This window comes from Pseudomonas sp. K8, from assembly GCF_014889455.1.
Lineage (GTDB): Bacteria > Pseudomonadota > Gammaproteobacteria > Pseudomonadales > Pseudomonadaceae > Aquipseudomonas > Aquipseudomonas veronii.
Map to the genome: position 1 here is coordinate 1 of NZ_VJWO01000050.1, position 26,342 is coordinate 26,342.

Genomic DNA, 26,342 nt, shown 5'->3' on the forward strand with positions numbered 1-26,342 from the left:
AGCCTTGGCGCGGATGATCGCGGCGGAGTCGTTGGCGGTGACGGCGCGGGCTTCGATGGCGGCAGCGGCGCCGGCACCGTCGAGGCGGTCCATGTTGGCTTCGGTGGCGTGGCCGGCGTTGGCGCCTTTGACGGCGACTTCGCCGTCTTCTTCTTTGTCGAATTCGTCCCAGCTCAGCATGACGTGTCGTCTCCTGCGTGAGGGCTCGAAGGTGCCCGTGTGAAACCGGATGGTTGGGGGTTCACACGGCCCTCGGGCCGCGGTGGATCTTAAGGAATCGTTTGTTGCAACAGCTAGCGCAGGCATTAAACGCAATGGGGTGAACGGGTGCTCTGCGTGAGGCTTGAGGGGCGGAGCGATAGATGCATGCTCCTGCGGAGGCCTCAGGTCGGCTCTTCATCCCAGTGTAAAGGGATATTGCAGGCCCGATTTACCCGCGCATTATAGGGAAAAAAACGGCTTTGTGTTGTGGCAGATGCGCTCGGATTGCTGACAAAACGCCTGGTATTCGAGCCAGAGCGAGGGTTTACAGGGGGTTGGTGCAGGAGGATTTTTTTGACGGACGGTGGGCTATTTATTGCGGGGGCTGGCGAGGTTTTTTGAGCGGGGGAGCGGGAGGCGGGTTTTTGGCCGCAAGAACAATTTCTTGCGGCGAATAAGATCACGGTCAATGTGAACTAACGAAGTTGTTATCCGTTAGAGCAACCGTTACCCATCACATGGTAGTTAAGAATGTGGCGCTGACCTTTGGAGTCTTCATATTCCATTTTTACCGGTACGACTTCGCATACATCTGGAATGGTGCTCATGGAGACTACTTTGGCGACGTCCAGGTGAGTGCTGTAGGTGTAGTCTTCAACAATCGGAGCGTTCTGGCCGGCTACGTCAGTCGGGGCTTCCTCGGCCAGGGCGGCGGTGGCGCACAAGCTGCTGAGGGCCATAACTAATAAAGCTTTCATTTCTCTTTTTACCTTCTTCAGTGCGAAAGGGGTCACGGGGCCCTTTGGAGGCCTCGTGTGTAACTTAGGGGTGTTTACTTCGGATTAACGTGCCTTCGTGGGGGCTGTTACGTTGTTAATCTGGTTGCCTTGTTGGCGGAGTCGATTTTAGGCCTGCGGGTTATATTCATATACCCGTGCTTTTGATAAACACTATTGGTGGTTTTTGTAATAATCCCCCCTCGCAGGTTTTTTTACGTGTCCGCCAAGCGCCGTAGGCTACGGGCTAGAGGGGGGAAGGAGATAACAGGGCAATTTGTAGGGTCTTGTTACTACCATCGTCGAATGGTTCTATAGGCTGACCCCGGCTACAACTGGGGTCATACAAAAACAACTATTTCACCGAGGTAAGAAAGATGAGTGCGGCTTCCCTGTACCCCGTTCGCCCCGAAACAGTAGCCAACACGCTGACTGACGAGGCGACCTACAAGGCCATGTACCAGCAGTCGGTGGTCAACCCCGATGGTTTCTGGCGTGAGCAAGCCAAGCGTCTTGACTGGATCAAGCCTTTCACCACGGTGAAGCAGACCTCATTCGACGATCACCATGTCGACATCAAGTGGTTTGCCGATGGCACCTTGAACGTTTCCTACAACTGCCTGGACCGTCACCTCGCCGAGCGCGGCGACCAGGCGGCGATCATCTGGGAGGGCGATGACCCTGCCGACAGCCGCACCATCACCTACCGCGAGTTGCACGAACAAGTCTGCAAGTTCGCCAACGCCCTGCGTGGTCAGGACATACACCGCGGCGACGTGGTGACTATTTATATGCCGATGATCCCCGAAGCTGCGGTCGCCATGCTGGCCTGTGCCCGCATCGGTGCGATCCACTCGGTGGTGTTTGGCGGCTTCTCGCCGGAGGCCTTGGCCGGTCGCATCATCGACTGTAAGTCGAAAGTGGTGATCACCGCCGACGAAGGTGTGCGCGCCGGTAAGAAGATTCCGTTGAAGGCCAACGTCGACGACGCTCTGACCAACCCGGAAACCAACAGCGTCCAGAAAGTCATCGTGTGCAAGCGCACCAGTGGCAGCATCAAGTGGAACCAGCATCGTGACATCTGGTACGAAGACCTGATGAAAGTGGCGGGCACCGTGTGCGCGCCGAAAGAGATGGGCGCTGAAGAAGCGCTGTTCATCCTTTATACCTCCGGCTCCACCGGCAAGCCTAAAGGCGTGCAGCACACCACTGGCGGCTACTTGTTGTATGCGGCCCTGACCCATGAGCGCGTATTCGACTACCGCCCGGGTGAAATCTTCTGGTGTACCGCCGACGTCGGCTGGATCACCGGCCATACCTATATCGTCTACGGGCCACTGGCCAATGGCGCGACCACGCTGATGTTCGAAGGCGTGCCTAACTACCCGGACATCACTCGGGTGGGCAAGATCGTCGACAAGCACAAGGTCAATGTTCTCTACACCGCGCCGACGGCGATCCGCGCGATGATGGCTTCCGGCACCGCCGCCTGCGAAGGCGTTGATGGCAGCAGCTTGCGCCTACTGGGTTCGGTGGGTGAGCCGATCAACCCGGAAGCGTGGGACTGGTACTACAAGAACGTCGGCCAATCCCGTTGCCCGATCGTCGATACCTGGTGGCAGACCGAGACCGGCGCCACCCTGATGAGCCCGCTGCCGGGCGCCCATGCGCTCAAGCCAGGTTCGGCGGCACGGCCGTTCTTCGGTGTGGTGCCGGCCTTGGTGGATAACCTGGGCAACATCATCGAAGGCCCTGCCGAAGGCAACCTGGTGATCCTCGATTCGTGGCCAGGCCAGGCCCGTACCCTGTACGGCGACCATGACCGTTTCGTCGATACCTACTTCAAGACCTTCCGGGGCATGTACTTCACCGGTGACGGCGCCCGTCGCGATGAAGATGGCTACTGGTGGATCACCGGCCGTGTGGATGACGTGTTGAACGTGTCCGGCCACCGTATGGGGACCGCCGAGATCGAAAGCGCCATGGTCGCCCACCCGAAAGTCGCCGAAGCGGCGGTGGTGGGTGTGCCGCACGACATCAAAGGCCAGGGCATCTATGTGTATGTCACCCTGAAAAATGGTGAAGAGCCGACCGAAGCGCTGCGCCTGGAACTGAAGAACTGGGTGCGCAAGGAAATCGGGCCGATCGCTTCGCCGGACGTGATCCAGTGGGCACCGGGCTTGCCGAAGACGCGGTCGGGCAAAATCATGCGACGTATCCTGCGCAAGATTGCCACGGCTGAGTACGATGGCTTGGGCGATATCTCCACCCTGGCCGACCCAAGTGTGGTGGCGCATTTGATTGAGACCCACAAGACCATGAACGTCGCGTAAGACGGGTAGGTGGGACAGAGCCCCATTCGGCGTGAGCCGGGTGGGGCTTTTTTGTGGTCTCTCAAAACCACTGAAGATCCCATGTTTGTGGTCTCTCAAAGCCACTGAAGATCCCATGTGGGAGGGGGCTTGCCCCCGATAGCGGTCTTCAGCCAACTGATCAGTGACTGATCCACCGCCATCGGGGGCAAGCCCCCTCCCACATGGGTCTACACAACCCGCAGTCCAATAAATATCGGTTTATCGCAGAGGACGTTTCTGAATGTTACCGAGCGGCGCAAATGTGTAACCCTTCGCCCGAACATGAGGCAAAGTGCTACGGGTTTGCACCGAAAAGCCGCGTTTTAGACAGCTCCCAGTATTAGATTAAACGCCACACTTGCCGTGCTAGAAGGGTTTGCGAATAATAGGCCCGCTATTTGCAGTATCAACAGGTTTAATATCTTTTGTCTCTGCATAAAAAACAGGGGCTGTCAATGTGCTGGAACCGCTTTCTCGGTGCTTCTGTAAATTGTTGTCGCATTGAGGAAATATCGGCTTCCGGCCTGTCGTTAGAATGCCGATCACTCGCTCGTCGTCGCCGCTGTTGAATCGGCGTAGGACGCAGCACCGCTATTCGGTTTCACTCAGTCGCATCGTGGGCCATGGCTCATACTGCTGTTTTGCCCTATACCGATGGAGTCCCAAGATGAAGAAACTCGTGCTGTTGGGCGCCCTGGCGCTGTCCGTGCTGTCCATGCAGGCTTTCGCTGAAGGCAAGCCTCTGAAAATTGGTATCGAAGCGGCGTACCCTCCGTTTGCCTCGAAGGCGCCGGATGGCAACATCGTCGGTTTTGACTACGACATCGGCAACGCTCTGTGCGAAGAGATGAAGGTCAAGTGTACTTGGGTCGAGCAAGAGTTCGACGGCCTGATCCCCGCGCTGAAAGTGCGCAAGATCGACGCGATCCTGTCGTCCATGTCCATCACCGACGACCGCAAGAAGTCCGTGGACTTCACCAACCGCTACTACCTGACCCCGGCGCGCCTGGTGTTGAAGGAAGGCACGACCGTCAGCGACAGCCTGGATGAGTTGAAAGGCAAGAAAATCGGCGTGCAGCGCGGTTCGATCCATGACCGTTTCGCCAAGGAAGTACTGGCGCCTAAAGGTGCCACGGTTGTTCCTTACAGCTCGCAGAACGAAATCTACCTGGACGTGGAAGCCGGTCGCCTCGACGGCACCGTGGCTGACGCCACCCTGTTGCAGGAAGGTTTCCTCGATACGGCTGCGGGTAAAGGCTACGCGTTCACCGGCCCGGCCTTTACCGATAGCAAATACTTCGGCGATGGCATCGGTATCGCGGTACGTAAAGGCGACAAGGAAAACCTGGACCGCATCAACGCTGCGATCACTGCGATTCGTGCCAACGGCAAGTACAAGGCTATCCAGGACAAGTACTTCAACTTCGATATTTACGGCCCAGACGCCAAGTAAATCGTCGCAGCGGTCTGTCCAGAATGGCGCAAGCAACAGAATTCCTGAGGTTTGCGCCATTTTTTCATCCCCCTTTTCGAGGACCTGAATCATGTTGAAAGGCTACGGGGCCGTCATCCTCGATGGCGCATGGTTGACGCTTCAGCTCGCCTTGTCGTCCATGGCCTTGGCCATCGTTCTGGGTCTGATCGGGGTCGCGTTACGCCTGTCGCCGGTGCGCTGGTTGGCCTGGCTGGGTGACTTGTACTCCACGGTGATCCGTGGGATTCCCGACCTGGTGCTGATCCTGCTGATTTTCTACGGCGGTCAGGACCTGCTCAACCGCGTCGCGCCGATGCTTGGCTATGACGACTATATCGACTTGAACCCCTTGGCCGCCGGTATCGGCACCCTGGGTTTCATCTTTGGCGCCTACCTGTCGGAAACCTTCCGCGGCGCCTTCATGGCCATCCCCAAGGGTCAGGCCGAAGCCGGCCTGGCGTATGGCATGAGCCCTTTCCAGGTGTTTTTCCGGGTGATGGTGCCGCAGATGATCCGGCTGGCGATCCCCGGGTTTACCAACAACTGGCTGGTCCTGACCAAGGCCACCGCGCTGATTTCGGTGGTGGGCCTGCAAGACATGATGTTCAAGGCCAAGCAGGCGGCGGATGCCACCCGCGAGCCTTTTACCTTCTTCCTCGCAGTGGCGGCGATGTACCTGGTGATCACCAGCGTATCGTTGCTGGCGTTGCGTCATCTTGAGAAGCGCTACTCGGTAGGCGTAAGGGCGGCTGATCTATGATCTTCGACTACAACGTCATCTGGGACGCCATGCCGCTGTACCTCGGCGGCTTGCTGACCACCCTGAAACTGCTCGCCATTTCGCTGTTCTTCGGTCTGCTCGCCGCCTTGCCCCTGGGCTTGATGCGGGTGTCCAAGCAGCCGATCGTCAACGGCGCGGCCTGGCTCTACACCTATGTGATCCGCGGCACACCGATGCTGGTGCAGCTGTTCTTGATCTACTACGGCCTGGCCCAGTTCCAGGCGGTGCGCGAGAGCTTCCTGTGGCCGCTGTTGTCCAGCGCCACGTTCTGCGCGTGCCTGGCCTTTGCGATCAACACCAGCGCCTACACCGCCGAAATCATCGCCGGGAGCCTCAAGGCCACCCCCAACGGCGAGATCGAAGCGGCCAAGGCCATGGGTATGTCGCGCTACAAGCTGTACCGCCGCATCCTGCTGCCATCGGCCCTGCGCCGGGCGCTGCCGCAGTACAGCAACGAAGTGATCATGATGCTGCAGACCACCAGCCTGGCATCCATCGTCACCCTGATCGACATCACCGGTGCCGCGCGCACGGTGAACGCACAGTTCTACCTGCCGTTCGAAGCGTATATCACCGCTGGCGCGTTCTACCTGTGCTTGACCTTCATCCTGGTGCGCCTGTTCAAGTTGGCCGAGCGCCGCTGGCTGAGCTACCTGGCTCCACGGAAGCACTGATATGGAACGTATCGATCACCTGTTGCCCTGGGGCCACCTGGGTTGCGAGCGCCAACTGAGTGTGTTCCGTTTCGGCAGCGGCGAGCGCAAGGCCTACATCCAGGCCAGCCTGCACGCCGATGAACTGCCGGGGATGCGTGCCGCGTGGGAGCTGAAAAAGCGCCTGACCGAACTGGAACAGCAAGGCGCGCTCAACGGCGTGATCGAGCTGGTGCCGGTGGCCAACCCGATGGGCCTGGGCCAGCTGTTGCAAGGCAGCCATCAAGGGCGTTTCGAGATTGGCAGCGGCAAGAATTTCAACCGCGATTTCGTCGAGTTGAGCGAGCCGCTGATCGCACAACTGCACGGCAAGCTCGGCGATGATCCCCATGCCAACGTGCGCGTGATCCGCCAGGCGATGCGCGATACGCTCGACGCGCTGCCCGCGCCGGCCAGCCAGTTGCAAGGCATGCAGCGGGTGCTGCTGGGCCACGCCTGCAGCGCAGACATCGTCCTCGACCTGCATTGCGACGCCGAAGCCGCGCTGCACATGTACGCGCTGCCCCAGCATTGGCCGCAGTGGCGGTCGCTGTCGGCGCATTTGAACGTGAAAGTCGGGCTGCTGGCGGAAGACTCCGGCGGCAGCTCGTTCGATGAAGCCTGCTCGCTGCCCTGGCTGCGTGTGTCGCGGGCGTTCCCCGAGGCGCAGATTCCGCTGGCGTGCCTGGCGACCACCCTGGAACTGGGCGGCCAGGCCGATACCGGCCGCGACGAAGCGATCTTCCACGCCGAAGGCATCCTCGCGTTCCTCGCCGAGCAGGGCCTGATTAAAGGTGAGTGGCCGGCGCCACGTCACGAACCCTGCGAAGGCGTGCCCTTCGAAGGCACCGAATTGCTGTTTGCACCCCACGCTGGCGTGATCAGTTACCTGCGTAAAGCCGGTGACTGGGTGGACGCCGGCGAGCCGGTTTTTGAAGTGATCGACCCTCTGGAAGACCGCGTGAGCATCATCTGCGCCGGCACTTCGGGGGTGCTGTTTGCCGTTGAACGGCTACGTTATGCCCAAGCGGGTTTCTGGCTGGCCAAGGTGGCGGGGCGCGAAGCGCTGCGTCACGGGCGCTTGCTCAACGACTGACCACCTGTTTTTGTGAGAACCGACCGCATGTACAAGCTTGAAGTCCAAGACCTGCATAAACGCTATGGCAGTCATGAAGTGCTCAAAGGCGTGTCCCTGGCCGCGGCGGCCGGTGATGTGATCAGCATCATCGGTTCCAGCGGTTCGGGCAAAAGTACCTTTTTGCGCTGCATCAACCTGCTGGAGCAGCCCCACGCCGGCAAGATCCTGCTCAATAACGAAGAGCTGAAACTGGTGGCCGGCAAAGACGGCGCCCTGCGCGCCGCCGACCCGAAACAGCTGCAACGCATGCGTTCGCGCCTGTCCATGGTGTTCCAGCATTTCAACCTGTGGTCGCACATGACCGCGCTGGAAAACGTGATGGAAGCCCCGGTGCATGTGTTGGGCATGTCGAAAAAGGACGCGCGGGAAAAGGCCGAGCACTACCTGGCCAAAGTCGGCGTGGGCCATCGTAAGGATGCGTTCCCCGGCCATATGTCCGGTGGCGAGCAACAGCGCGTGGCGATTGCCCGTGCGCTGGCGATGGAGCCGGAGGTGATGCTGTTCGACGAACCCACCTCGGCGCTGGACCCGGAGTTGGTCGGCGAAGTGTTGAAAGTGATGCAGGACCTGGCCCAGGAAGGCCGCACCATGGTGGTGGTGACCCACGAAATGGGCTTTGCCCGTGAAGTGTCCAACCAGCTGGTATTCCTGCACAAAGGCATCGTCGAAGAACGCGGCAACCCGCGCGAAGTGCTGGTCAATCCCCAGTCCGAGCGGCTTCAGCAGTTCCTCTCCGGCAGCTTGAAGTAGCCACTCCTTTTATGTGGGAGGGGGCTTGCCCCCGATAGCAGTCTGTCAGTTGATACATCTGGTGACTGATACACCGCTATCGGGGGCAAGTCGAATCGTCGCACCGCCCCTCCCACATTGGATGTTCATCGTTTTTGAGATTTGTGTTCGTTTACGGGCTAGCATTGGCCCACGGCTTCTTTCACTGTTTTTGCTTCGGATAGCCCTCCATGACTGCCCATCGAATTGGTTTCCTGATTTGGCCCAGCACAAAAGCACTGACGCTTGCGCTGGCTGAGGAGGCCTTGCGCGTTGCTCAGCGGGTGCATCCGGAGGTGGTCTATGAACTGTCGTTTCTGCAGGCCGAACCGCAGACCGATGGCGCCTGGCAACTGCCCGGCGGGCCGTGGGCCGGCAAGCTCGAAGGCTTCCAGAAACTGTTCCTGCTGGCCGACGAACCGCCCGCCGCGATCGCTTCGCAGCTCAGCACCGCGCTCAAGCAACTGGTGCGCGCCGGGTGTGTGATCGGCGGCTTGTCGGCCGGTGTCTACCCGCTGGCTCATCTCGGCCTGCTCGACGGCTACCGCGCCGCCGTGCATTGGCGCTGGCAGGACGATTTTGCCGAGCGCTTCCCCAAGGTCATCGCCACCAGCCATCTGTTCGACTGGGACCGCGATCGCCTGACCGCCTGTGGCGGCATGTCGGTACTCGACCTGTTGCTGGCGGTGCTGGCCCGTGATCACGGCGCCGAGCTGGCCGGTGCGGTGTCCGAGGAACTGGTGGTGGAGCGCATCCGCGAAGGCGGCGAGCGCCAGCGCATCCCTCTGCAAAATCGCCTGGGCTCGAGCCATCCGAAGCTGACCCAGGCGGTGCTGTTGATGGAGGCCAACATCGAGGAACCGCTGACCACCGACGAAATCGCCCAGCATGTCTGCGTGTCGCGACGACAACTGGAACGCATCTTCAAGCAATACCTCAATCGCGTCCCCAGCCAGTATTACCTGGAACTGCGCCTGAACAAGGCCCGCCAGATGCTGATGCAAACCAGCAAGTCGATCATCCAGATCGGCCTGTCCTGCGGCTTCTCCTCGGGGCCGCACTTCTCCAGCGCCTACCGCAATTTCTTCGGCGCCACCCCCCGCGAAGACCGCAATCAGCGACGCAGCAGCAGCCCGTTCGAGTTGTCGTCGGTGCCGTCCGAACGCGGTTGATCTCACCCGCGCGATCCCGGCGGTAGATAGATAGCCGACCGCCGGCCAAGTTACGCCTATCCTGCTCGACCACCTGCCGCTGTGCCCCGGTAGCGTTTAAACTGCGCCATTGCGATGCTATTTGTCGCATTGGCGTAAACCCGCCAAAATCGCGGGTTGGCGCTATAAGAAGTTGTCGCTTGGCGGCAAGGCCGCGCTGAAAACTGTCCTTACAATCCCTGCATCGCCCGCCAGTTCCAGGCAGGCGTTCCTCTTCAGGAGACTCCGATGTCCGTTGAGCAAGCCCCGGTGCAACGTGCCGATTTCGACCAGGTCATGGTGCCCAATTACGCACCTGCCGCATTCATCCCCGTGCGCGGCGCAGGTTCGCGCGTGTGGGACCAGGCGGGTCGCGAGCTGATCGACTTTGCCGGCGGCATCGCGGTCAATGTTTTGGGCCATGCCCACCCGGCGCTGGTCGGTGCGTTGACCGAACAGGCCCACAAGCTGTGGCACGTCTCCAACGTCTTCACCAATGAGCCGGCCCTGCGCCTGGCCCACAAGTTGATCGACGCCACTTTTGCCGAGCGTGTGTTCTTCTGCAACTCCGGCGCCGAAGCCAACGAGGCTGCGTTCAAGCTGGCCCGTCGCGTGGCGTTCGACCGCTTCGGCAGCGAGAAATACGAGATCATCGCCGCCCTCAACAGCTTCCACGGCCGTACCCTGTTCACCGTCAACGTCGGTGGCCAGTCGAAGTACTCCGACGGCTTCGGGCCGAAGATCACTGGCATCACCCATGTGCCGTTCAATGACCTGGCCGCGCTGAAAGCTGCCGTGTCGGACAAGACCTGCGCCGTGGTGCTGGAACCGGTGCAAGGCGAGGGTGGCGTACTGCCGGCCGAGCTCGCCTACCTGCAAGGCGCCCGCGAACTGTGCGACGCCCACGACGCGCTGCTGGTGTTCGACGAAGTGCAGACCGGCATGGGCCGCAGCGGCCATCTGTTCGCCTACCAGCACTACGGTGTGGTGCCGGACATTCTCACCAGTGCCAAGAGCCTGGGCGGCGGTTTCCCGATTGCCGCGATGCTCACCACGGAAGCCTTGGCCAAGCACTTGGTGGTCGGCACCCACGGCACCACCTACGGCGGCAACCCGCTGGCGTGTGCGGTGGCGGGGGCGGTGATCGATGTGATCAACACGCCTGAAGTGCTGGCCGGCGTCAACGCCAAGCACGACCTGTTCAAGGCCCGCCTGGAGCAGATCGGCAAACAATACGGGATCTTCAGCGAAGTGCGCGGCCTCGGCCTGCTGCTCGGTTGCGTGTTGAGCGACGCCTGGAAAGGCAAGGCCAAGGACGTGTTCAACGCGGCCGAGAAAGAAAACCTGATGATCCTGCAAGCCGGCCCCGACGTGGTGCGTTTCGCGCCGAGCCTGGTGGTGGAGGATGCGGACATCAATGAAGGCCTGGACCGTTTTGAGCGTGCTGTTAAAACACTGACCCAAGCCTGATACACATTTATCTGTCGGACTGGGTCGAATGTGGGAGGGGACTTGCCCCCGATAGCAGTCTGTCAGTTGATACATCTGGTGACTGATACACCGCTATCGGGGGCAAGTCGAATCGTCGCACCGCCCCTCCCACATTGGATATGTGTTGTTCCTGACCTGTCCGGTACTTTTTCCTATGAGTTTTTCGAGTTAAGGAGTGACACCATGCTGGTGATGCGCCCCGCGCAAATGGCTGATCTGGGCGAGGTGCAGCGTCTGGCTGCGGACAGCCCGATTGGTGTCACCTCCTTGCCGGACGATGTGGAGCGCCTGAGCGACAAGATCGCCGCCAGCGAAGCGTCCTTCGCTGCCGAGGTCAGTTTCAACGGTGAAGAAAGCTATTTCTTCGTGCTCGAAGACACCGAGACCGGCAAGCTCGTCGGCTGCTCGGCCATCGTCGCCTCGGCCGGCTACTCGGAACCGTTCTACAGCTTCCGTAACGAGACCTTCGTCCACGCCTCCCGCGAGCTGAAGATCCACAACAAGATCCACGTGCTTTCCCAGTGCCACGACCTCACCGGCAACAGCCTGCTCACCAGCTTCTATGTGGTGCCGGAGCTGGTCGGTTCGCCGTGGTCGGAACTCAATTCCCGCGGCCGCCTGTTGTTCGTCGCCAGCCATCCCGAGCGCTTCGCCGACTCGGTGGTGACCGAGATTGTCGGCTACAGCGACGAGAACGGTGATTCGCCGTTCTGGGACGCCATCGGGCGCAACTTCTTCGACCTCAACTACGCCGCCGCCGAGCGCCTGTGCGGACTGAAAAGCCGCACGTTCCTCGCCGAGCTGATGCCGCACTACCCGATCTACGTGCCGCTGCTGCCGGACGAAGCCCAGGAAGCCATGGGCCAGGTGCATCCGCGTGCGCAGATCACCTTCGACATCCTCATGCGCGAAGGCTTCGAGACCGATCACTACATCGACATCTTCGACGGCGGCCCGACGCTGCACGCACGGGTCTCGGGCATTCGCTCGATCGCCCAGAGCCGCGTGGTGCCGGTGAAGATCGGCGAGAGGGTCAAGGGTGTCGGCCGCCAGTACCTGGTGAGCAACGCGCAGTTGCAGGATTACCGCGCGGTGCTGCTGGAGCTGGACTATGCGCCCGGCAAACCGGTGACCCTGGACCTGGAAGCGGCCGAAGCCCTGGGCGTCGGCGAAGGCGCCAGCGTGCGTTTGGTTGCGGTTTAACGCAGAGTTTTGCGGGTGGCCTGAACGGGCGGCCCGCCTGAGGAGATAGCATGATCGTTCGTCCCGTACGCAGCAGCGATTTACCGGCCCTGATTGATCTGGCGCGCAGCACTGGCACCGGCCTGACCACCTTGCCGGCCAACGAAGAGCGCCTGACCCACCGGGTCGGCTGGGCCGAAAAGACCTTCCGCGGCGAAGCCGGGCGCGGGGATGCCGACTACCTGTTCGTGCTGGAAAACGACGAAGGCCGCGTGGTGGGGATTTCCGCCATCGCCGGCGCCGTCGGCCTGCGCGAGCCCTGGTACAACTTCCGGGTCGGCCTGACCGTCAGCGCCTCCCAGGAGCTGAATATCTACCGTGAGATCCCGACGCTGTTCCTGGCCAACGACCTCACCGGCAACTCCGAACTGTGTTCGTTGTTCCTGCACGCCGATTACCGCAACGGCCTCAACGGCCGCATGCTGGCCAAGGCGCGCCTGCTGTTTATCGCGGAGTTCCCGCAGTTGTTCGGCAACAAGATCATCGCCGAGATGCGCGGCGTGTCCAATGAAGCCGGGCGCTCGCCGTTCTGGGAAAGCCTGGGCCGACACTTCTTCAAGATGGAATTCAGCCAGGCCGACTACCTCACCGGCGTGGGCAACAAAGCCTTTATCGCCGAGTTGATGCCGAAATTTCCGCTGTACAGCTGCTTCCTGTCCGAGGATGCGCGCAACGTGATCGGCAAGGTTCACCCGGATACCGAGCCGGCGCTGAGCATGCTCAAGAGCGAAGGGTTCAGCTACCAGGGCTATGTCGACATTTTCGACGCCGGCCCAGCGGTGGAATGTGAGACCAGCAAGATCCGTGCGGTGCGCGACAGCCAGTCGCTGGTGTTGGCCATCGGCACGCCAGGCGACGACGCCACGCCGTTCCTGATCCATACCCGCAAGCGCGAAGAGTGCCGCATCACCGCCGCACCGGCCCGCCTGGCGGCAGGCACACTGGTGGTCGATCCGTTGACCGCCAAGCGCCTGCAACTGGTGGTGGGCGATCAAGTGCGTGCCGTACCGTTGTCTGCTGCTCGGGAGTCGAAATAATGAATTCGCTGTATATCGCAGGTAGCTGGCTGGCTGGCCAGGGTGAGCTGTTCGAATCGCGCAACCCGGTGACCCAGCACGTGCTGTGGGCCGGCAATGGCGCCAGCGCCGAACAGGTCGAATCCGCCGTGCAGGCGGCGCGCCAGGCGTTTCCGGCATGGGCCCGGCGCTCGTTGGAAGAGCGCATCGGCGTGCTCGAAGCCTTCGCCAATACCTTGAAAAGCCGCGCCGATGAAATCGCCCGCTGCATCGGTGAAGAAACCGGCAAGCCCCTGTGGGAATCGGCCACCGAAGTCACCAGCATGGCCAACAAGATCGCGATCTCGGTGCAAAGCTACCGCGAGCGTACCGGCGAGAAGAGCGGCCCGCTGGGCGACGCCACCGCTGTGTTGCGCCACAAGCCCCACGGCGTGGTGGCGGTGTTTGGCCCTTACAACTTCCCCGGTCACCTGCCCAATGGGCATATCGTCCCGGCGTTGCTGGCGGGCAATACCGTGCTGTTCAAACCCAGCGAGTTGACCCCGAAAGTCGCCGAGCTGACCGTGCAATGCTGGATCGAAGCCGGCCTGCCGGTGGGCGTGTTGAACCTGCTGCAAGGTGCGCGGGAAACCGGGATCGCCCTGGCGGCCAACCCGGGTATCGACGGGTTGTTCTTCACCGGCTCCAGCCGCACCGGCAACCACCTGCACCAGCAGTTCTCCGGGCGCCCGGACAAGATCCTGGCCTTGGAAATGGGCGGTAACAACCCGTTGGTGGTGGATCAAGTGGCCGACGTGGATGCGGCGGTCTACACCATCATCCAATCGGCGTTTATCTCGGCCGGCCAGCGTTGCACCTGTGCCCGTCGCTTGCTGGTGCCCGAAGGCGCCTGGGGCGATGCACTGCTGGCGCGGCTGGTGGCGGTCAGCGCGACGATTGCGGTCGGTGCGTTCGACCAGCAACCGGCGCCGTTCATGGGCTCGGTGATTTCCCTGGCGGCCGCGAAGGCCTTGATGGACGCCCAGGAACTGCTGTTGGCCAACGGCGCCGTGGCGCTGCTGGAAATGACCCAGCCGCAGGCTCAGGCCGCGTTGTTGACCCCGGGCATCATTGACGTGACCGAAGTGAGCGAGCGCGCCGATGAGGAGCTGTTCGGCCCGCTGTTGCAGGTGATCCGCTACGCTGATTTCGCCGCGGCGATTGCCGAGGCCAACAACACCCAGTACGGCCTGGCCGCCGGTTTGTTGTCGGACTCCGAAGCGCGCTACCAGCAGTTCTGGCTGGAAAGCCGCGCCGGGATCGTCAACTGGAACAAACAACTGACCGGCGCCGCCAGTACCGCGCCGTTCGGTGGTGTCGGGGCTTCGGGCAACCATCGCGCCAGCGCCTATTACGCAGCGGATTATTGCGCGTACCCGGTGGCGTCCCTGGAGACCCCGAGCCTGGTGCTGCCAGCCACACTCACCCCCGGCATTACACTGATCTAAAGGTGGGAGGGGGCTTGCCCCCGATAGCGGTGGATCAGTCACCTGATTCATCAACTGGCAGACTGCTATCGGGGGCAAGCCCCCTCCCACATTAGGTCGGTGGTGTATTCAAGTCATTAGATGCCTATAAAAACAGATGTTCGTGGAGCCTCGCCGATGAAATCCTATGAAGTCAATTTTGACGGTCTAGTGGGGCCGACCCATAACTACGGCGGTTTGTCCTACGGCAACGTCGCGTCCCAGAGCAACAGCCAGCAAGCTTCCAACCCTAAGGAAGCGGCGTTGCAGGGCCTGCAGAAAATGAAAGCGCTGATGGACATGGGTTTTGTGCAAGGCGTGCTGGCACCGCAGGAACGCCCGGACGTGGCTGCCTTGCGCAACCTCGGCTTCAGCGGCAGCGATGCCCAGGTCATCCAGCACGCGGCCAAGCACGCCATGCCATTGCTGGTCGCCAGCTGCTCGGCGTCGAGCATGTGGGTGGCCAACGCTGCCACCGTCAGCCCGAGCGCCGACACGGCGGATGGCCGCGTGCATTTCACCGCCGCCAACCTCAACTGCAAATACCACCGCAGCATCGAACACCCGACCACCAGCCGCGTATTGGGGGCGATGTTTGCCGATGCGAAACACTTCGCCCACCACGCCGCGTTGCCGGCGGTGGCGCAGTTCGGCGACGAAGGCGCGGCCAACCACACACGTTTCTGCCGTGACTATGGCGAGGCCGGCGTGGAGTTTTTCGTGTTCGGCCGCAGCGCGTTCGACACCCGTTACCCGACACCGCAGAAGTACCCGGCGCGCCAGACCCTCGAAGCCTCCCAGGCCGTTGCCCGCCTGCACGGCCTGAAGGAAGCTGGTGTGGTCTTCGCCCAGCAGAACCCGGCGGTGATCGATGCCGGCGTGTTCCATAACGACGTGATCGCGGTGGGCAATGGCGAAATGCTGTTCTATCACGAGGATGCGTTCCTCAACACCGAGACGATGCTTGCCGAGTTGCAGGCCAAGTTGGGCAAACTGGGCGGCAACTTCCAGTCGGTGTGCGTGCCGCGTGCCCAGGTCAGCGTCGAAGACGCGGTGCGTTCCTACCTGTTCAACAGCCAATTGTTGACCCGCGCCGACGGCTCGATGCTGTTGATCGTGCCGGAAGAGTGCCGGGCCAACGCACGTGTCTGGCAGTATCTGCAAGGTCTGACCGCTGCCGGTGGTTTGATCCGCGAGGTCAAGGTCTTCGACCTCAAGCAAAGCATGCAGAACGGCGGCGGCCCGGCGTGCCTGCGTTTGCGCGTGGCGTTGAACGAAACCGAGCTGGCGGCGTTGAACCCAGGGGTTATCATGACCGCGCCGCTGTATGAAACGCTGACCCAGTGGGTCGACAAGCACTACCGCGACAGCCTGCGCGAAAGCGACCTGGCTGACCCGCAATTGCTGCTTGAATGCCGGACGGCATTGGATGAACTGACGCAAATCCTTAAACTGGGCGCGGTATATCCTTTCCAGATCAATTAACGCCACACGGCCGAGAGCTATTTATGAGCACCGATACCCTGCAACTGATCCTTGAAGACACCGACGGCACCCAGCTGCAAACCTCCTGCACCCGCGTTGCCGTGATCTGGCAGGGCAAGGAAGTCTGGATTCAGCACGACGGCCGTGGCCAACTGCTGATCGGTGTGGACGTGGAAGAAGGCGACGCCGAGTACGCCAACCTGCTGATGCGCCCACTGGCCACCAACCTGATGAGCCTGCAACTGGAAATGGAACCGGCCGACGTTGAGGGTGATGACGACGATCACGTCCACGGCCCAGGCTGCAACCACTAAGGAAGCTGCTTATGCTCGCCCTCGGCAAACTCCTTGAACTGACCCTCGCCGGTCGTGAACCGGCGCAAAAAATTCAACTGACTGTCGACGGCGTGCAGATGCGCTGGCTCAGCGAAGGCGCGCTTGAAGTGCGCCCGCCGCAAGCGCGGGACAACGGCAGCGACGTGCTGCTGTCGTCCGGCATCCACGGCAACGAGACCGCGCCGATCGAACTGCTCGACCGCCTGTTGCATGGCATCGCCCGTGGGCAGATCAAACCCCGCACCCGTATTCTGTTCCTGTTCGGCAACCCCGAGGCCATGCGCCGCGGCGAGCGTTACCTCGAACTGGACGTCAACCGGCTGTTCAACGGCCGTCACGAAAAAAATATCGGCCCTGAAGCCATGCGCGCCGCCGAGCTGGAACAATTGGCCCGCAGCTTCTTCAGCCTGCCTGGCCGCTCGCGCCTGCATTACGACCTGCACACCGCCATTCGCGGTTCGAAGGTCGAGCAGTTCGCCCTCTACCCGTGGAAGGACGGGCGCCAGCATTCGCGCCACGAACTGGCCCGCTTGCGCGCCGCCGGTATGCAGGCGGTGCTGCTGCAGAACAAAGCTTCGATCACCTTCTCCGCCTTTACCTATGAACAACTGGGCGCCGAGGCCTTTACCCTGGAATTGGGCAAGGCGCGGCCATTCGGGCAGAACCAGGATGTGGACGTGTCGCGCCTGGAAACCCGGCTGACGCAGATCATCGAAGGCACCGAGCCGGACACCGGCAGCCTGGATGGCCTGCAGCTGTTTGCCGTGTCCCGCGAAGTCATCAAGCACAGCGATGCATTCCTGTTGCACCTGCCGGCGGACGTGGAAAACTTTTCGCCGTTGGCCCAGGGCTATCTGCTCGCCGAAGACGTCGCCAAGACCCGCTGGGTGATCGAGGAGGAGGGCGCGCGCATCATCTTCCCGAACCCGAAGGTGAAGAATGGCTTGCGCGCAGGGATATTGATCGTGCCGACCACGGACGCCGGGCTGGCATAGATCTCAGCCTTAACCGGATCCAAATGTGGGAGGGGGCTTGCCCCCGATTGCGGTGTAACTGTCAGAAAATTTTTAACTGACAGACCGCCATCGGGGGCAAGCCCCCTCCCACATTTTGTTTTGCGGTGTTGCTTAAACTGCTACGGCACGCGGCTCGCTGCGGCGGATCGCACGCACCTTGTGCAAGGTGTCGGCACAGGTACGCGCCGCTTCCTGGCCTTTGTGTACGAAGTGATCATGGAAGAAGGCGTGGTGCTCGCTGCCGGCGTGGAAGTGGTGCGGGGTCAGAGACACCGAGAACACCGGCACTTCGGTTTCCAGCTGAACCTGCATCAGGCCGCTGACCACCGATTGGGCGACGAATTCATGGCGGTAGATGCCGCCGTCCACCACCAGGGCCGCGGCGACGATGCCGGCGTAACGGCCGGTCTTGGCCAGCAGTTTGGCGTGCAGGGGCATTTCAAAGGCGCCGCCGACTTCGAAGAAATCGATGTCCGATTCCTGGTAACCCAGGGCGATCATTTCGCTGAGGAAGCCTTTGCGCGATTGGTCGACAATATCCTTGTGCCAGCAGGCCTGGATAAACGCGACGCGCTCGCCGTGATGGTTTTTGCTTTTGCTGTCGATTGCGGTGGGTTGCATGTTCTGACTCCTGTTTAAGAAAAAAACAGGGCGTTATGAATCGAATGGGATTTAAGGGTACGAACAGCTGGGTCATGCAGGCATGAACTCAGCGCGCGGCCCTTTTGCGCCAATCCCGTTCTCTCTTCATCCGGACTATGACCGTCGGCCCCGGGATCACACCGGGTCTGCTGACCTTGTCGCCGTCCTGCCGGAGCAGTTCGAGGCGCCAAGCGCTCGCGGGCTATGCACATTGCGCGCAATTACCGCCGGTGGGGAATTGCACCCCGCCCTGAGAACGTTGCCGCCAGAACCCTGGCGGCGGAGAGTTTTTAACATGGTTTTTCAGAAACTGCACGATTGCCGTATCGATAGCCTATATCGGTTTGTTTGATTGATATTCGATTGACGCAGCATAGGGCTTGATATTCCGTGGCTTTACCCGCAGTAATCGTCAGTACGAAAAAACGCCCAACCCATCAGAGGCCAGTTTGATGACCGTGATAGACCTGCGCAGCGACACCGTGACCCAGCCCACCCCCGGCATGCTCGATGCGATGGCCAGCGCCGTCAGCGGCGATGACGTGTATGGCGAAGACCCCAGTGTCAACCGCCTGGAGGCCGAACTGGCCAAGCGCCTGGGGTTCGCCGCGGCGTTGTTCGTGCCCACCGGCACCATGAGCAACCTGCTGGCGTTGATGGCCCACTGTGAGCGCGGCGAGGAATACATCGTCGGTCAGCAGGCCCACACCTATAAGTACGAAGGCGGCGGCGCGGCGGTGTTGGGTTCGATCCAGCCGCAACCACTGGAAGTCCAGGCGGACGGTTCCCTGGACCTGGATCAGGTGCTGGAAGCGATCAAGCCCGATGATTTCCACTTCGCCCGCACCCGCCTGTTGGCGCTGGAGAACACCATGCAGGGCAAGGTGCTGCCGCTGGAGTACCTGGCCAGGGCACGTGCGTTTACCCGTGAACATGGCCTGGCCCTGCACCTGGACGGCGCGCGGCTCTACAACGCGGCGGTCAGGCTCGACGTGGACGCGCGGGAGATCACCCAGCATTTCGATTCGGTGTCGGTGTGCCTGTCCAAGGGCCTGGGCGCGCCGATTGGCTCGGTGTTGTGCGGCTCCACGGCGCTGATCGCCAAGGCGCGGCGTTTGCGCAAGATGGTCGGCGGCGGCATGCGCCAGGCCGGTTCCCTGGCGGCGGCGGGGCTGTACGCCCTTGACCATCAGGTGCAGCGCCTGGCCGACGACCACGCCAACGCCCAATGGCTGGGGGATGAACTGCGCAAGGCCGGGTATGCGGTGGAGCCGGTGCAGACCAACATGGTCTACGTGCAGCTCGGCGACCGGGCGCAGGCCCTGAAGACGTTTGCCGCCGAGCGCGGCATCAAGTTGAGCGCCGCACCGCGCCTGCGCATGGTCACGCACCTGGACGTGAGCCGTGCGCAGATCGAGCAAGTGGTGCAGGCATTCGTCGAGTTTTCTCGGAAATGACCGTGCAGACTGTCTAATTGACTGTTTCTATCACATAAACACGCTGTACCACCGGCAAAGGGCCGATATAATGCGGCCCTTTGCCGTCGCTCCGTCTGATGATGTTGCGCACTGGCCTTTGGCCTCAGACTCCGTGGAAGAACCTAATGAAAAGCGCAGAAATCCGTGAAGCCTTCCTTCGCTTCTTCGAAGAGCAAGGCCACACCCGTGTCGCCTCCAGCTCCTTGATCCCAGGCAATGACCCCACCCTGCTGTTCACCAACGCGGGGATGAACCAGTTCAAGGACTGCTTCCTGGGCCAGGAAAAGCGCGCCTATACCCGCGCGGTCAGCAGCCAGAAATGCGTGCGCGCCGGTGGCAAGCACAACGACCTGGAAAACGTCGGCTACACCGCCCGTCACCACACGTTTTTCGAAATGCTCGGCAACTTCAGCTTTGGCGACTATTTCAAGAAAGACGCGATCAACTTCGCCTGGACCTTCCTCACTGGCGTGCTGAAACTGCCGAAGGAAAAGCTCTGGGTCACCGTCTACGCCAGCGATGACGAGGCCTACGACATCTGGACCCAGCAAGTCGGCGTGCCGCCTGAGCGCATGGTGCGTATCGGCGACAACAAGGGCGCGCCTTACGCCTCCGACAACTTCTGGACCATGGGCGACACCGGCCCGTGCGGCCCATGCACCGAGATTTTCTACGATCACGGCGCCGATATCTGGGGCGGCCCACCGGGTTCGCCGGAAGAAGACGGCGACCGTTACATCGAGATCTGGAACAACGTGTTCATGCAGTTCAACCGCACCGCCGATGGCGTGTTGCACCCGCTGCCGGCACCGTCGGTGGATACCGGCATGGGCCTGGAGCGGATCAGTGCGGTGATGCAGCACGTTCACTCCAACTACGAGATCGACCTGTTCCAGAGCCTGCTGGCCGCTGCGGCCAAGGCCATCGGTTGTGCCAATGAAGACCAGGCATCGCTCAAAGTGGTGGCTGACCACATCCGTTCCTGCGGTTTCCTGATTGCCGACGGCGTGCTGCCGTCCAATGAAGGCCGCGGCTACGTGCTGCGCCGTATCATCCGTCGCGCCTGCCGCCACGGTAACAAGCTGGGCGCCAACGGCAGCTTCTTCTACCAGATCGTCGCGGCGCTGGTCGCCGAGATGGGCGCAGCTTTCCCGGAACTCACCCAGAACCAGGCGCACATCGAGCGCGTGCTCAAGGCCGAAGAAGAGCAGTTCGCCAAGACCCTGGAACAGGGCCTGAAAATCCTCGAGCAAGACCTCGCCGGCCTGCAGGGCAGCGTGGTGCCGGGCGATGTGGTGTTCAAACTCTACGACACCTACGGTTTCCCGATGGACCTGACCGGCGACATCGCCCGTGAGCGCAACCTGACCCTCGACGAGGAAGGTTTCGAACGCGAGATGGAAGCCCAGCGCGTGCGCGCCCGTTCCGCCAGTTCCTTCGGCATGGACTACAACAGCCTGGTCAAGGTTGACGTGGCCACCGAGTTCACCGGCTATAAGGCCACCCACGGTTCGGCCAAAGTGATCGCGCTGTATAAAGACGGCCAGTCGGTTGACGTCCTGAATGAAGGCGATGACGGTGTGGTGGTCCTGGATCGGACGCCGTTCTATGCCGAATCCGGTGGCCAGATCGGCGACTGCGGTTTCCTCAAGGCGTCTTCCGGTCGTTTCGATGTGCGTGATACCACCAAGACCGGCGGCGCGTTCCTGCACCACGGCGTATTGGCGTCGGGCAGCCTGATCGTCGGTTCGCCGGTGGACGCCCAGGTGGACGCCGACGTGCGCCACGCCACTGCGCTGAACCACTCGGCCACCCACTTGCTGCACGCGGCACTGCGCCAGGTGTTGGGCGAGCACGTCCAGCAGAAGGGTTCGTTGGTCGACAGCCAGCGCCTGCGTTTCGACTTCAGCCACTTCGAAGCGATCAAGCCTGCGCAGATCAAGGCCCTGGAAGACATCGTCAACGCCCAGGTGCGCAAGAACACCCCGGTGGAAACCGAGGAAACCGACATCGAGACCGCCAAGGCCAAGGGCGCCATGGCGCTGTTCGGCGAGAAATACGGCGACAACGTGCGCGTCCTGAGCATGGGCGGCAACTTCTCGGTGGAACTGTGCGGTGGGATCCACGCCAACCGTACCGGCGACATCGGCCTGCTGAAAATCATCAGCGAAGGCGGCGTGGCGTCCGGTGTGCGTCGTATTGAAGCGGTGACCGGTGCTGCGGCCCTGGCCTACCTCAATGCGGCCGAAGAGCAACTCAAGGAAGCGGCCAGCCTGGTCAAGGGCAGCCGTGACAACCTGATCGACAAACTGTCCGCCGTGCTGGAGCGCAACCGCGCCCTGGAGAAACAGCTGGAACAGTTGCAGGCCAAGGCGGCCAGCGCGGCAGGCGACGATCTGTCGGCTTCCGCCCAGGACGTCAAGGGCGTGAACGTCCTGGCGGCGCGCCTGGACGGCCAGGACGGCAAGGCGTTGTTGGCCTTGGTCGATCAGTTGAAGAACAAGCTCGGCCGCGCAGTGATCCTGCTCGGCAGTGTCCATGAGGATAAGGTCGTTCTGGTTGCCGGTGTACCCAAAGACCTGACTGGCCAACTCAAAGCCGGTGATTTGATGAAACAAGCCGCTGCGGCAGTGGGCGGGAAGGGCGGTGGTCGTCCGGACATGGCACAAGGCGGTGGTGTAGACGCCGGTGCCCTGGACGCGGCCCTGGCCCTGACCGTGCCGTTTGTCGAGGCTGGCATTTAAGGCGCTGTGAATGAGCCCGTGGTCTAGTCGCGGGCTCGCTCGGTTGCTGGAAGATTGGTTTATTGGGCGCCCCTTTACGGGCTGAGGCGGCTTAGAAATGGCTTTGATCGTACAGAAATTTGGAGGCACCTCGGTCGGCTCTGTCGAAAGAATCGAGCAGGTCGCCGACAAGGTTAAGAAATTCCGCGATGCCGGCGACGACCTCGTCGTGGTGCTGTCGGCCATGAGCGGCGAAACCAATCGCCTGATCGAACTGGCCAAGGCTATCAGCGGCGATCAACAACCGCTGCCGCGTGAGCTGGATGTGATCGTGTCCACCGGCGAGCAGGTGACCATTGGCCTGCTGGCCATGGCGCTGAACAAGCGCGGTGTGCCGGCAGTGTCCTACACTGGCAGTCAGGTGCGTATCCTCACCGACAGCGCGCACACCAAGGCGCGCATCCTGCAGATCGATGATCAGAAGATTCGCGCTGATCTGAAGGCCGGTCGTGTGGTAGTCGTCGCCGGTTTCCAGGGCGTCGATGAGCACGGCAATATCACCACCCTCGGGCGTGGCGGTTCGGACACCACCGGTGTGGCCCTGGCGGCCGCGCTCAAGGCTGACGAATGCCAGATCTACACCGATGTGGATGGCGTCTACACCACCGATCCGCGCGTGGTATCCGTGGCCCAGCGCCTGGACAAGATCACCTTCGAAGAGATGCTGGAAATGGCCAGCCTCGGTTCCAAGGTGTTGCAGATCCGTGCGGTTGAATTCGCCGGCAAGTACAACGTTCCGCTGCGCGTATTGCACAGCTTCAAAGAGGGTCCGGGCACCCTCATTACTATTGATGAAGAGGAATCCATGGAACAGCCGATCATTTCCGGCATCGCTTTCAACCGCGATGAAGCCAAGCTGACGATCCGTGGCGTGCCAGACACCCCGGGCGTGGCATTCAAGATCCTCGGCCCGATCAGTGGCGCGAACATTGAAGTCGACATGATCGTGCAGAACGTTTCGCACGATAACACCACCGATTTCACCTTCACCGTTCACCGCAACGAGTACGAAGCGGCCGAGCGTATCCTGCAGAACACTGCGAGCGGGATTGGCGCGCGTGAAGTGGTCGGCGATACCAAGATCGCCAAGGTGTCGATCGTGGGTGTGGGCATGCGTTCCCATGCCGGCGTTGCCAGCCGCATGTTCGAGGCCCTGGCCAAGGAAAGCATCAACATCCAGATGATCTCCACCTCGGAAATCAAAGTCTCGGTGGTGATCGAAGAGAAGTACCTGGAACTGGCTGTACGCGCACTGCATACCGCTTTTGAGCTGGACGCTCCGGCCCGACAGGGCGAGTGATGCAAGGCCAGGAAGGCGCGGTTTACCGCGCCTTTCATTTTTTTGTAGGGCGCATGTTGTTTTGCGTGGGCTCGACAATACTTAGCTGGTAGGGCTATGGCCGATGAGCCGTAGGTCGAAGGCCTTTTTTTGCAGACTGTTGTTCCTGAACTGAAGTGCGTGAGGTGAAAGGTATGTTGATTCTGACTCGTCGTTGCGCAGAAAGCCTGATTATTGGTGATGGAGAAATCACCGTGACCGTGCTCGGCGTCAAAGGCAATCAAGTGCGTATTGGGGTAAATGCTCCGAAAGAGGTAGCGGTTCACCGCGAGGAAATCTATCTGCGGATCAAGAAAGAGAAGGACGAAGAACCAAGCCTTTAATTTTTATCGTTTTTTATGTTTGCAAACGGGGATGAACGTGGTTAATATACGCCCCGTGTTGCGGAGAGCTGGCCGAGTGGCCGAAGGCGCTCCCCTGCTAAGGGAGTACACCTCAAAAGGGTGTCGGGGGTTCGAATCCCCCGTTCTCCGCCATTATTTGCTTAGTACGTTGCAATCTGGATTTATCGATAAGTTGTTGAAATTAATCGAAAAAATCGCTTTACATAGAGATTGAACGGCCTATAATGCGCGGCAACAAATGCACTCGTAGCTCAGCTGGATAGAGTACTCGGCTACGAACCGAGCGGTCACAGGTTCGAATCCTGTCGAGTGCACCATTTAAGAGTCAGTTGCAGCAATGCAGGTGATTCGGTTACAACCAGTTGTGATCTGGTCTAAAAACACAATCTGCACTCGTAGCTCAGCTGGATAGAGTACTCGGCTACGAACCGAGCGGTCACAGGTTCGAATCCTGTCGAGTGCACCATACAAACAAAAAGCCCGCCTAGTGCGGGCTTTTTGCCGTCTGGGGTTTGTAGGATTTAACCTTTTCTTCCCGCGCCATGTGTTTTCCAGTCGCGTGGCAGCGTCGCAATTCATAGATGCGGCCAATTCTCAGCTTTGGCGCGCAAGCGCTTGTTCTTACCAGTTTTTTGACGTTAAAAGCGGCGGGCGGTGTATCATTGCGCCCGTCAGCCCCGCCGGGGCTTGTGGAACACCTCCATGGACTTACCCAGTAGTTACTCAGTACCCCGTTTTACCAATCATGAATTGACTGATTGATCCTTCCGGCGTGCCCCGCTGCTGGGAGTGGAGTTCGCCTATGACCGAAGTAGAAGTAAAGAAAACACAAGAAAGCCTGCAGGATCGCCTGGCTCAAGTCATTGAGCTGCTGCAGCGCCAGCGCGTGGTCGAAGAGCTCACGCACCGCCAGGAAGGTCCGCACCACGACCGCGTCGAAAACCTGGTTCATCGGCAAAACCTCGTCGAGTTGCAACGCAAGCTCGATGATCTGCACTCCGCCGACGTCGCTTATATCCTTGAAGCCTTGCCGCTGGATGATCGACTGACCCTCTGGCAGTTGGTCAAGGCCGACCGCGACGGCGACATCCTGCTCGAAGTATCCGACTCCGTCCGTGAAACCCTGATCGCCGACATGGATGATCACGAGCTCCTGGCCGCGGCCCGGGAGATGGACGCCGACGAACTGGCCGACCTGGCCCCCGAACTGCCCCGTGATGTTGTCCATGAGCTGATGGAAGCCCTCGACAGCCAGCAGCGTGAGCGCGTGCGCTCCGCGCTGTCCTATGACGAGGATCAGGTCGGCGCCCTGATGGACTTCGAGATGGTCACCATCCGCGAAGACGTCAGCCTGGAAGTGGTACTGCGTTACCTGCGCCGCCTGAAAGAGCTGCCAGGGCACACCGACAAGCTGTTCGTGGTCGACTACGAAGGCATTCTCAAGGGCGTGCTGCCGATCAAGCGCCTGCTGGTCAACGACCCGGAGAAGAAGGTTGCGGACGTGATGGCCAGCGATCCGGTGGGTTTTCATCCGGATGAAGACGCCTACGACGCCGCCCAGGCCTTCGAACGTTACGACTTGATCTCGGCCCCGGTGGTCGACAAGAACGGCAAGCTGATCGGCCGTCTGACCATCGATGAAATGGTCGACCTGATCCGTGAAGAAAGTGAAACCGAAGTCCTCAACATGGCGGGTCTGCGTGAAGAGGAAGATATTTTTGCCTCGGTCTGGCGCTCCCTGCGTAACCGCTGGGCGTGGCTGGCCGTAAACCTGATCACCGCGTTCATCGCTTCGCGGGTGATCGGGCTGTTCGAAGGTTCGATCGAAAGGCTGGTGGCACTGGCGGCGTTGATGCCAATCGTTGCCGGGATTGGCGGTAACTCCGGCAACCAGACCATTACCATGATCGTGCGCGCCATGGCGCTCGACCAGGTCAATACCGGCAACACCTCGCGCCTGATGCGCAAGGAATTGGCGGTGGCGCTGATCAATGGCGTGGTGTGGGGCGGGGTGATCGGGATCGTGGCCTACTTGCTGTACGACAGCTGGTCGCTGGGGGTGGTCATGACTGCCGCCATGACCCTCAACCTGCTGTTGGCGGCCTTGATGGGGGTGCTGATCCCCATGACCCTGGCACGCCTTGGGCGCGACCCAGCCATGGGCGCCAGTGTGATGATTACCGCCATGACCGACAGCGGCGGCTTCTTCATCTTCCTTGGCCTGGCGACGATCTTCCTGCTCTGACCCCTCGCGGCGGGGGCAGCCCAGCCCCCGCCCAGTACCGCCTTCCC

General features: G+C 61.0%; 21 protein-coding genes, 3 tRNA genes, 1 pseudogene and 1 riboswitch. Of the genes and pseudogenes, 22 read left to right on the forward strand and 3 right to left on the reverse strand.

Annotation, left to right across the window (positions count from 1 at the left end; all coding sequences use genetic code 11):
• A pseudogene (locus tag INT12_RS25160) lies at positions 1-180 on the reverse strand (ribonucleotide-diphosphate reductase subunit beta); the annotation flags it as partial.
• Positions 181-689: 509 nt separating this feature from the next.
• The gene (locus INT12_RS25165; protein WP_017849219.1) at positions 690-959 is read right to left on the reverse strand and encodes a DUF2790 domain-containing protein; all 270 of its coding nucleotides are present in this window, start codon (positions 957-959) and stop codon (positions 690-692) included.
• Positions 960-1,354: 395 nt separating this feature from the next.
• On the opposite strand from INT12_RS25165, the gene acs reads away from it, so the two are divergent.
• The 14 genes from acs (at position 1,355) to astE (ending at position 17,443) form a co-directional block, all read left to right on the forward strand.
• The gene (gene acs, locus INT12_RS25170; RefSeq protein WP_017849218.1) at positions 1,355-3,310 is read left to right on the forward strand and encodes an acetate--CoA ligase; all 1,956 of its coding nucleotides are present in this window, start codon (positions 1,355-1,357) and stop codon (positions 3,308-3,310) included.
• A gap of 688 nt (positions 3,311-3,998) precedes the next feature.
• Positions 3,999-4,784 carry an ABC transporter substrate-binding protein gene (locus INT12_RS25175; RefSeq protein WP_017849217.1) on the forward strand — a complete coding sequence of 262 codons (786 nt, stop codon included), beginning with the start codon at positions 3,999-4,001 and terminating at the stop codon, positions 4,782-4,784.
• 91 nt (positions 4,785-4,875) lie between these two features.
• On the forward strand, positions 4,876-5,565 hold the full coding sequence (locus tag INT12_RS25180) for an ABC transporter permease (protein ID WP_010566615.1): 690 nt from the start codon (positions 4,876-4,878) through the stop codon (positions 5,563-5,565).
• A complete protein-coding gene (locus INT12_RS25185; protein ID WP_017849216.1) occupies positions 5,562-6,260 on the forward strand; it encodes an ABC transporter permease in 699 nt (232 codons plus the stop codon). Before INT12_RS25180 ends, INT12_RS25185 begins: the two co-directional genes overlap by 4 nt.
• A gap of 1 nt (position 6,261) precedes the next feature.
• On the forward strand, positions 6,262-7,374 hold the full coding sequence (locus INT12_RS25190; RefSeq protein ID WP_193039956.1) for a succinylglutamate desuccinylase/aspartoacylase family protein: 1,113 nt from the start codon (positions 6,262-6,264) through the stop codon (positions 7,372-7,374).
• Positions 7,375-7,401: 27 nt separating this feature from the next.
• A complete protein-coding gene (locus INT12_RS25195; RefSeq protein ID WP_017849214.1) occupies positions 7,402-8,166 on the forward strand; it encodes an ABC transporter ATP-binding protein in 765 nt (254 codons plus the stop codon).
• Positions 8,167-8,375: 209 nt separating this feature from the next.
• Positions 8,376-9,356: a transcriptional regulator ArgR gene (gene argR / locus INT12_RS25200; RefSeq protein WP_193059063.1), complete on the forward strand. Its 981-nt coding sequence runs from the start codon at positions 8,376-8,378 to the stop codon at positions 9,354-9,356.
• Positions 9,357-9,623: 267 nt separating this feature from the next.
• The gene (locus INT12_RS25205; protein ID WP_046382325.1) at positions 9,624-10,844 is read left to right on the forward strand and encodes an aspartate aminotransferase family protein; all 1,221 of its coding nucleotides are present in this window, start codon (positions 9,624-9,626) and stop codon (positions 10,842-10,844) included.
• A gap of 204 nt (positions 10,845-11,048) precedes the next feature.
• Positions 11,049-12,068, forward strand: a complete 1,020-nt coding sequence (gene aruF / locus INT12_RS25210) for an arginine/ornithine succinyltransferase subunit alpha (RefSeq protein WP_017849211.1) — start codon at positions 11,049-11,051, stop codon at positions 12,066-12,068.
• Between the two features lie 50 nt (positions 12,069-12,118).
• Positions 12,119-13,144 carry an arginine N-succinyltransferase gene (astA, locus tag INT12_RS25215; protein ID WP_193059064.1) on the forward strand — a complete coding sequence of 342 codons (1,026 nt, stop codon included), beginning with the start codon at positions 12,119-12,121 and terminating at the stop codon, positions 13,142-13,144.
• Complete coding sequence (gene astD / locus INT12_RS25220; protein ID WP_193039958.1) at positions 13,141-14,610, forward strand: succinylglutamate-semialdehyde dehydrogenase; 1,470 nt, start codon at positions 13,141-13,143, stop codon at positions 14,608-14,610. Before astA ends, astD begins: the two co-directional genes overlap by 4 nt.
• Before the next feature lie 156 nt (positions 14,611-14,766).
• The gene (gene astB / locus INT12_RS25225; protein ID WP_193039953.1) at positions 14,767-16,113 is read left to right on the forward strand and encodes an N-succinylarginine dihydrolase; all 1,347 of its coding nucleotides are present in this window, start codon (positions 14,767-14,769) and stop codon (positions 16,111-16,113) included.
• A gap of 23 nt (positions 16,114-16,136) precedes the next feature.
• Positions 16,137-16,427, forward strand: a complete 291-nt coding sequence (locus INT12_RS25230; RefSeq protein WP_017849207.1) for a hypothetical protein — start codon at positions 16,137-16,139, stop codon at positions 16,425-16,427.
• 11 nt (positions 16,428-16,438) lie between these two features.
• Positions 16,439-17,443, forward strand: a complete 1,005-nt coding sequence (gene astE, locus INT12_RS25235) for a succinylglutamate desuccinylase (protein WP_017849206.1) — start codon at positions 16,439-16,441, stop codon at positions 17,441-17,443.
• 132 nt (positions 17,444-17,575) lie between these two features.
• Here astE and INT12_RS25240 read toward each other — a convergent pair whose 3' ends face one another.
• Complete coding sequence (locus INT12_RS25240) at positions 17,576-18,085, reverse strand: 6,7-dimethyl-8-ribityllumazine synthase (RefSeq protein ID WP_017849205.1); 510 nt, start codon at positions 18,083-18,085, stop codon at positions 17,576-17,578.
• Positions 18,086-18,198: 113 nt separating this feature from the next.
• Positions 18,199-18,368, reverse strand: a riboswitch (FMN riboswitch).
• Positions 18,369-18,558: 190 nt separating this feature from the next.
• On the opposite strand from INT12_RS25240, the gene ltaE reads away from it, so the two are divergent.
• From ltaE to mgtE, 8 genes are all read left to right on the forward strand, one after another.
• Positions 18,559-19,563: a low-specificity L-threonine aldolase gene (gene ltaE / locus INT12_RS25245; protein ID WP_079444548.1), complete on the forward strand. Its 1,005-nt coding sequence runs from the start codon at positions 18,559-18,561 to the stop codon at positions 19,561-19,563.
• Positions 19,564-19,709: 146 nt separating this feature from the next.
• Positions 19,710-22,328, forward strand: a complete 2,619-nt coding sequence (alaS, locus tag INT12_RS25250; protein ID WP_193059065.1) for an alanine--tRNA ligase — start codon at positions 19,710-19,712, stop codon at positions 22,326-22,328.
• A gap of 97 nt (positions 22,329-22,425) precedes the next feature.
• Positions 22,426-23,667 (forward strand): aspartate kinase, encoded by a 1,242-nt coding sequence (locus INT12_RS25255; RefSeq protein WP_017849202.1) that lies wholly within the window; start codon positions 22,426-22,428, stop codon positions 23,665-23,667.
• Positions 23,668-23,840: 173 nt separating this feature from the next.
• Positions 23,841-24,029 (forward strand): carbon storage regulator CsrA, encoded by a 189-nt coding sequence (gene csrA / locus INT12_RS25260; protein WP_003175645.1) that lies wholly within the window; start codon positions 23,841-23,843, stop codon positions 24,027-24,029.
• A gap of 62 nt (positions 24,030-24,091) precedes the next feature.
• Positions 24,092-24,182 (forward strand) — tRNA-Ser (locus INT12_RS25265).
• 108 nt (positions 24,183-24,290) lie between these two features.
• Positions 24,291-24,367: transfer RNA gene (locus tag INT12_RS25270), tRNA-Arg, on the forward strand.
• Positions 24,368-24,439: 72 nt separating this feature from the next.
• Positions 24,440-24,516: transfer RNA gene (locus tag INT12_RS25275), tRNA-Arg, on the forward strand.
• Between the two features lie 336 nt (positions 24,517-24,852).
• Positions 24,853-26,295: a magnesium transporter gene (mgtE, locus tag INT12_RS25280; RefSeq protein ID WP_193039951.1), complete on the forward strand. Its 1,443-nt coding sequence runs from the start codon at positions 24,853-24,855 to the stop codon at positions 26,293-26,295.
• Positions 26,296-26,342: the final 47 nt, after the last annotated feature.

Coding starts and splice junctions, on each gene's coding strand:
- INT12_RS25165 (WP_017849219.1), bottom strand. CDS start 959: ATGAAAGCTTTATTAGTTATGGCCCTCAGCAGCTTGTGCGCCACCGCC.
- acs (WP_017849218.1), top strand. CDS start 1,355: ATGAGTGCGGCTTCCCTGTACCCCGTTCGCCCCGAAACAGTAGCCAAC.
- INT12_RS25175 (WP_017849217.1), top strand. CDS start 3,999: ATGAAGAAACTCGTGCTGTTGGGCGCCCTGGCGCTGTCCGTGCTGTCC.
- INT12_RS25180 (WP_010566615.1), top strand. CDS start 4,876: ATGTTGAAAGGCTACGGGGCCGTCATCCTCGATGGCGCATGGTTGACG.
- INT12_RS25185 (WP_017849216.1), top strand. CDS start 5,562: ATGATCTTCGACTACAACGTCATCTGGGACGCCATGCCGCTGTACCTC.
- INT12_RS25190 (WP_193039956.1), top strand. CDS start 6,262: ATGGAACGTATCGATCACCTGTTGCCCTGGGGCCACCTGGGTTGCGAG.
- INT12_RS25195 (WP_017849214.1), top strand. CDS start 7,402: ATGTACAAGCTTGAAGTCCAAGACCTGCATAAACGCTATGGCAGTCAT.
- argR (WP_193059063.1), top strand. CDS start 8,376: ATGACTGCCCATCGAATTGGTTTCCTGATTTGGCCCAGCACAAAAGCA.
- INT12_RS25205 (WP_046382325.1), top strand. CDS start 9,624: ATGTCCGTTGAGCAAGCCCCGGTGCAACGTGCCGATTTCGACCAGGTC.
- aruF (WP_017849211.1), top strand. CDS start 11,049: ATGCTGGTGATGCGCCCCGCGCAAATGGCTGATCTGGGCGAGGTGCAG.
- astA (WP_193059064.1), top strand. CDS start 12,119: ATGATCGTTCGTCCCGTACGCAGCAGCGATTTACCGGCCCTGATTGAT.
- astB (WP_193039953.1), top strand. CDS start 14,767: ATGAAATCCTATGAAGTCAATTTTGACGGTCTAGTGGGGCCGACCCAT.
- INT12_RS25230 (WP_017849207.1), top strand. CDS start 16,137: ATGAGCACCGATACCCTGCAACTGATCCTTGAAGACACCGACGGCACC.
- astE (WP_017849206.1), top strand. CDS start 16,439: ATGCTCGCCCTCGGCAAACTCCTTGAACTGACCCTCGCCGGTCGTGAA.
- INT12_RS25240 (WP_017849205.1), bottom strand. CDS start 18,085: ATGCAACCCACCGCAATCGACAGCAAAAGCAAAAACCATCACGGCGAG.
- ltaE (WP_079444548.1), top strand. CDS start 18,559: ATGACCGTGATAGACCTGCGCAGCGACACCGTGACCCAGCCCACCCCC.
- alaS (WP_193059065.1), top strand. CDS start 19,710: ATGAAAAGCGCAGAAATCCGTGAAGCCTTCCTTCGCTTCTTCGAAGAG.
- INT12_RS25255 (WP_017849202.1), top strand. CDS start 22,426: ATGGCTTTGATCGTACAGAAATTTGGAGGCACCTCGGTCGGCTCTGTC.
- csrA (WP_003175645.1), top strand. CDS start 23,841: ATGTTGATTCTGACTCGTCGTTGCGCAGAAAGCCTGATTATTGGTGAT.
- mgtE (WP_193039951.1), top strand. CDS start 24,853: ATGACCGAAGTAGAAGTAAAGAAAACACAAGAAAGCCTGCAGGATCGC.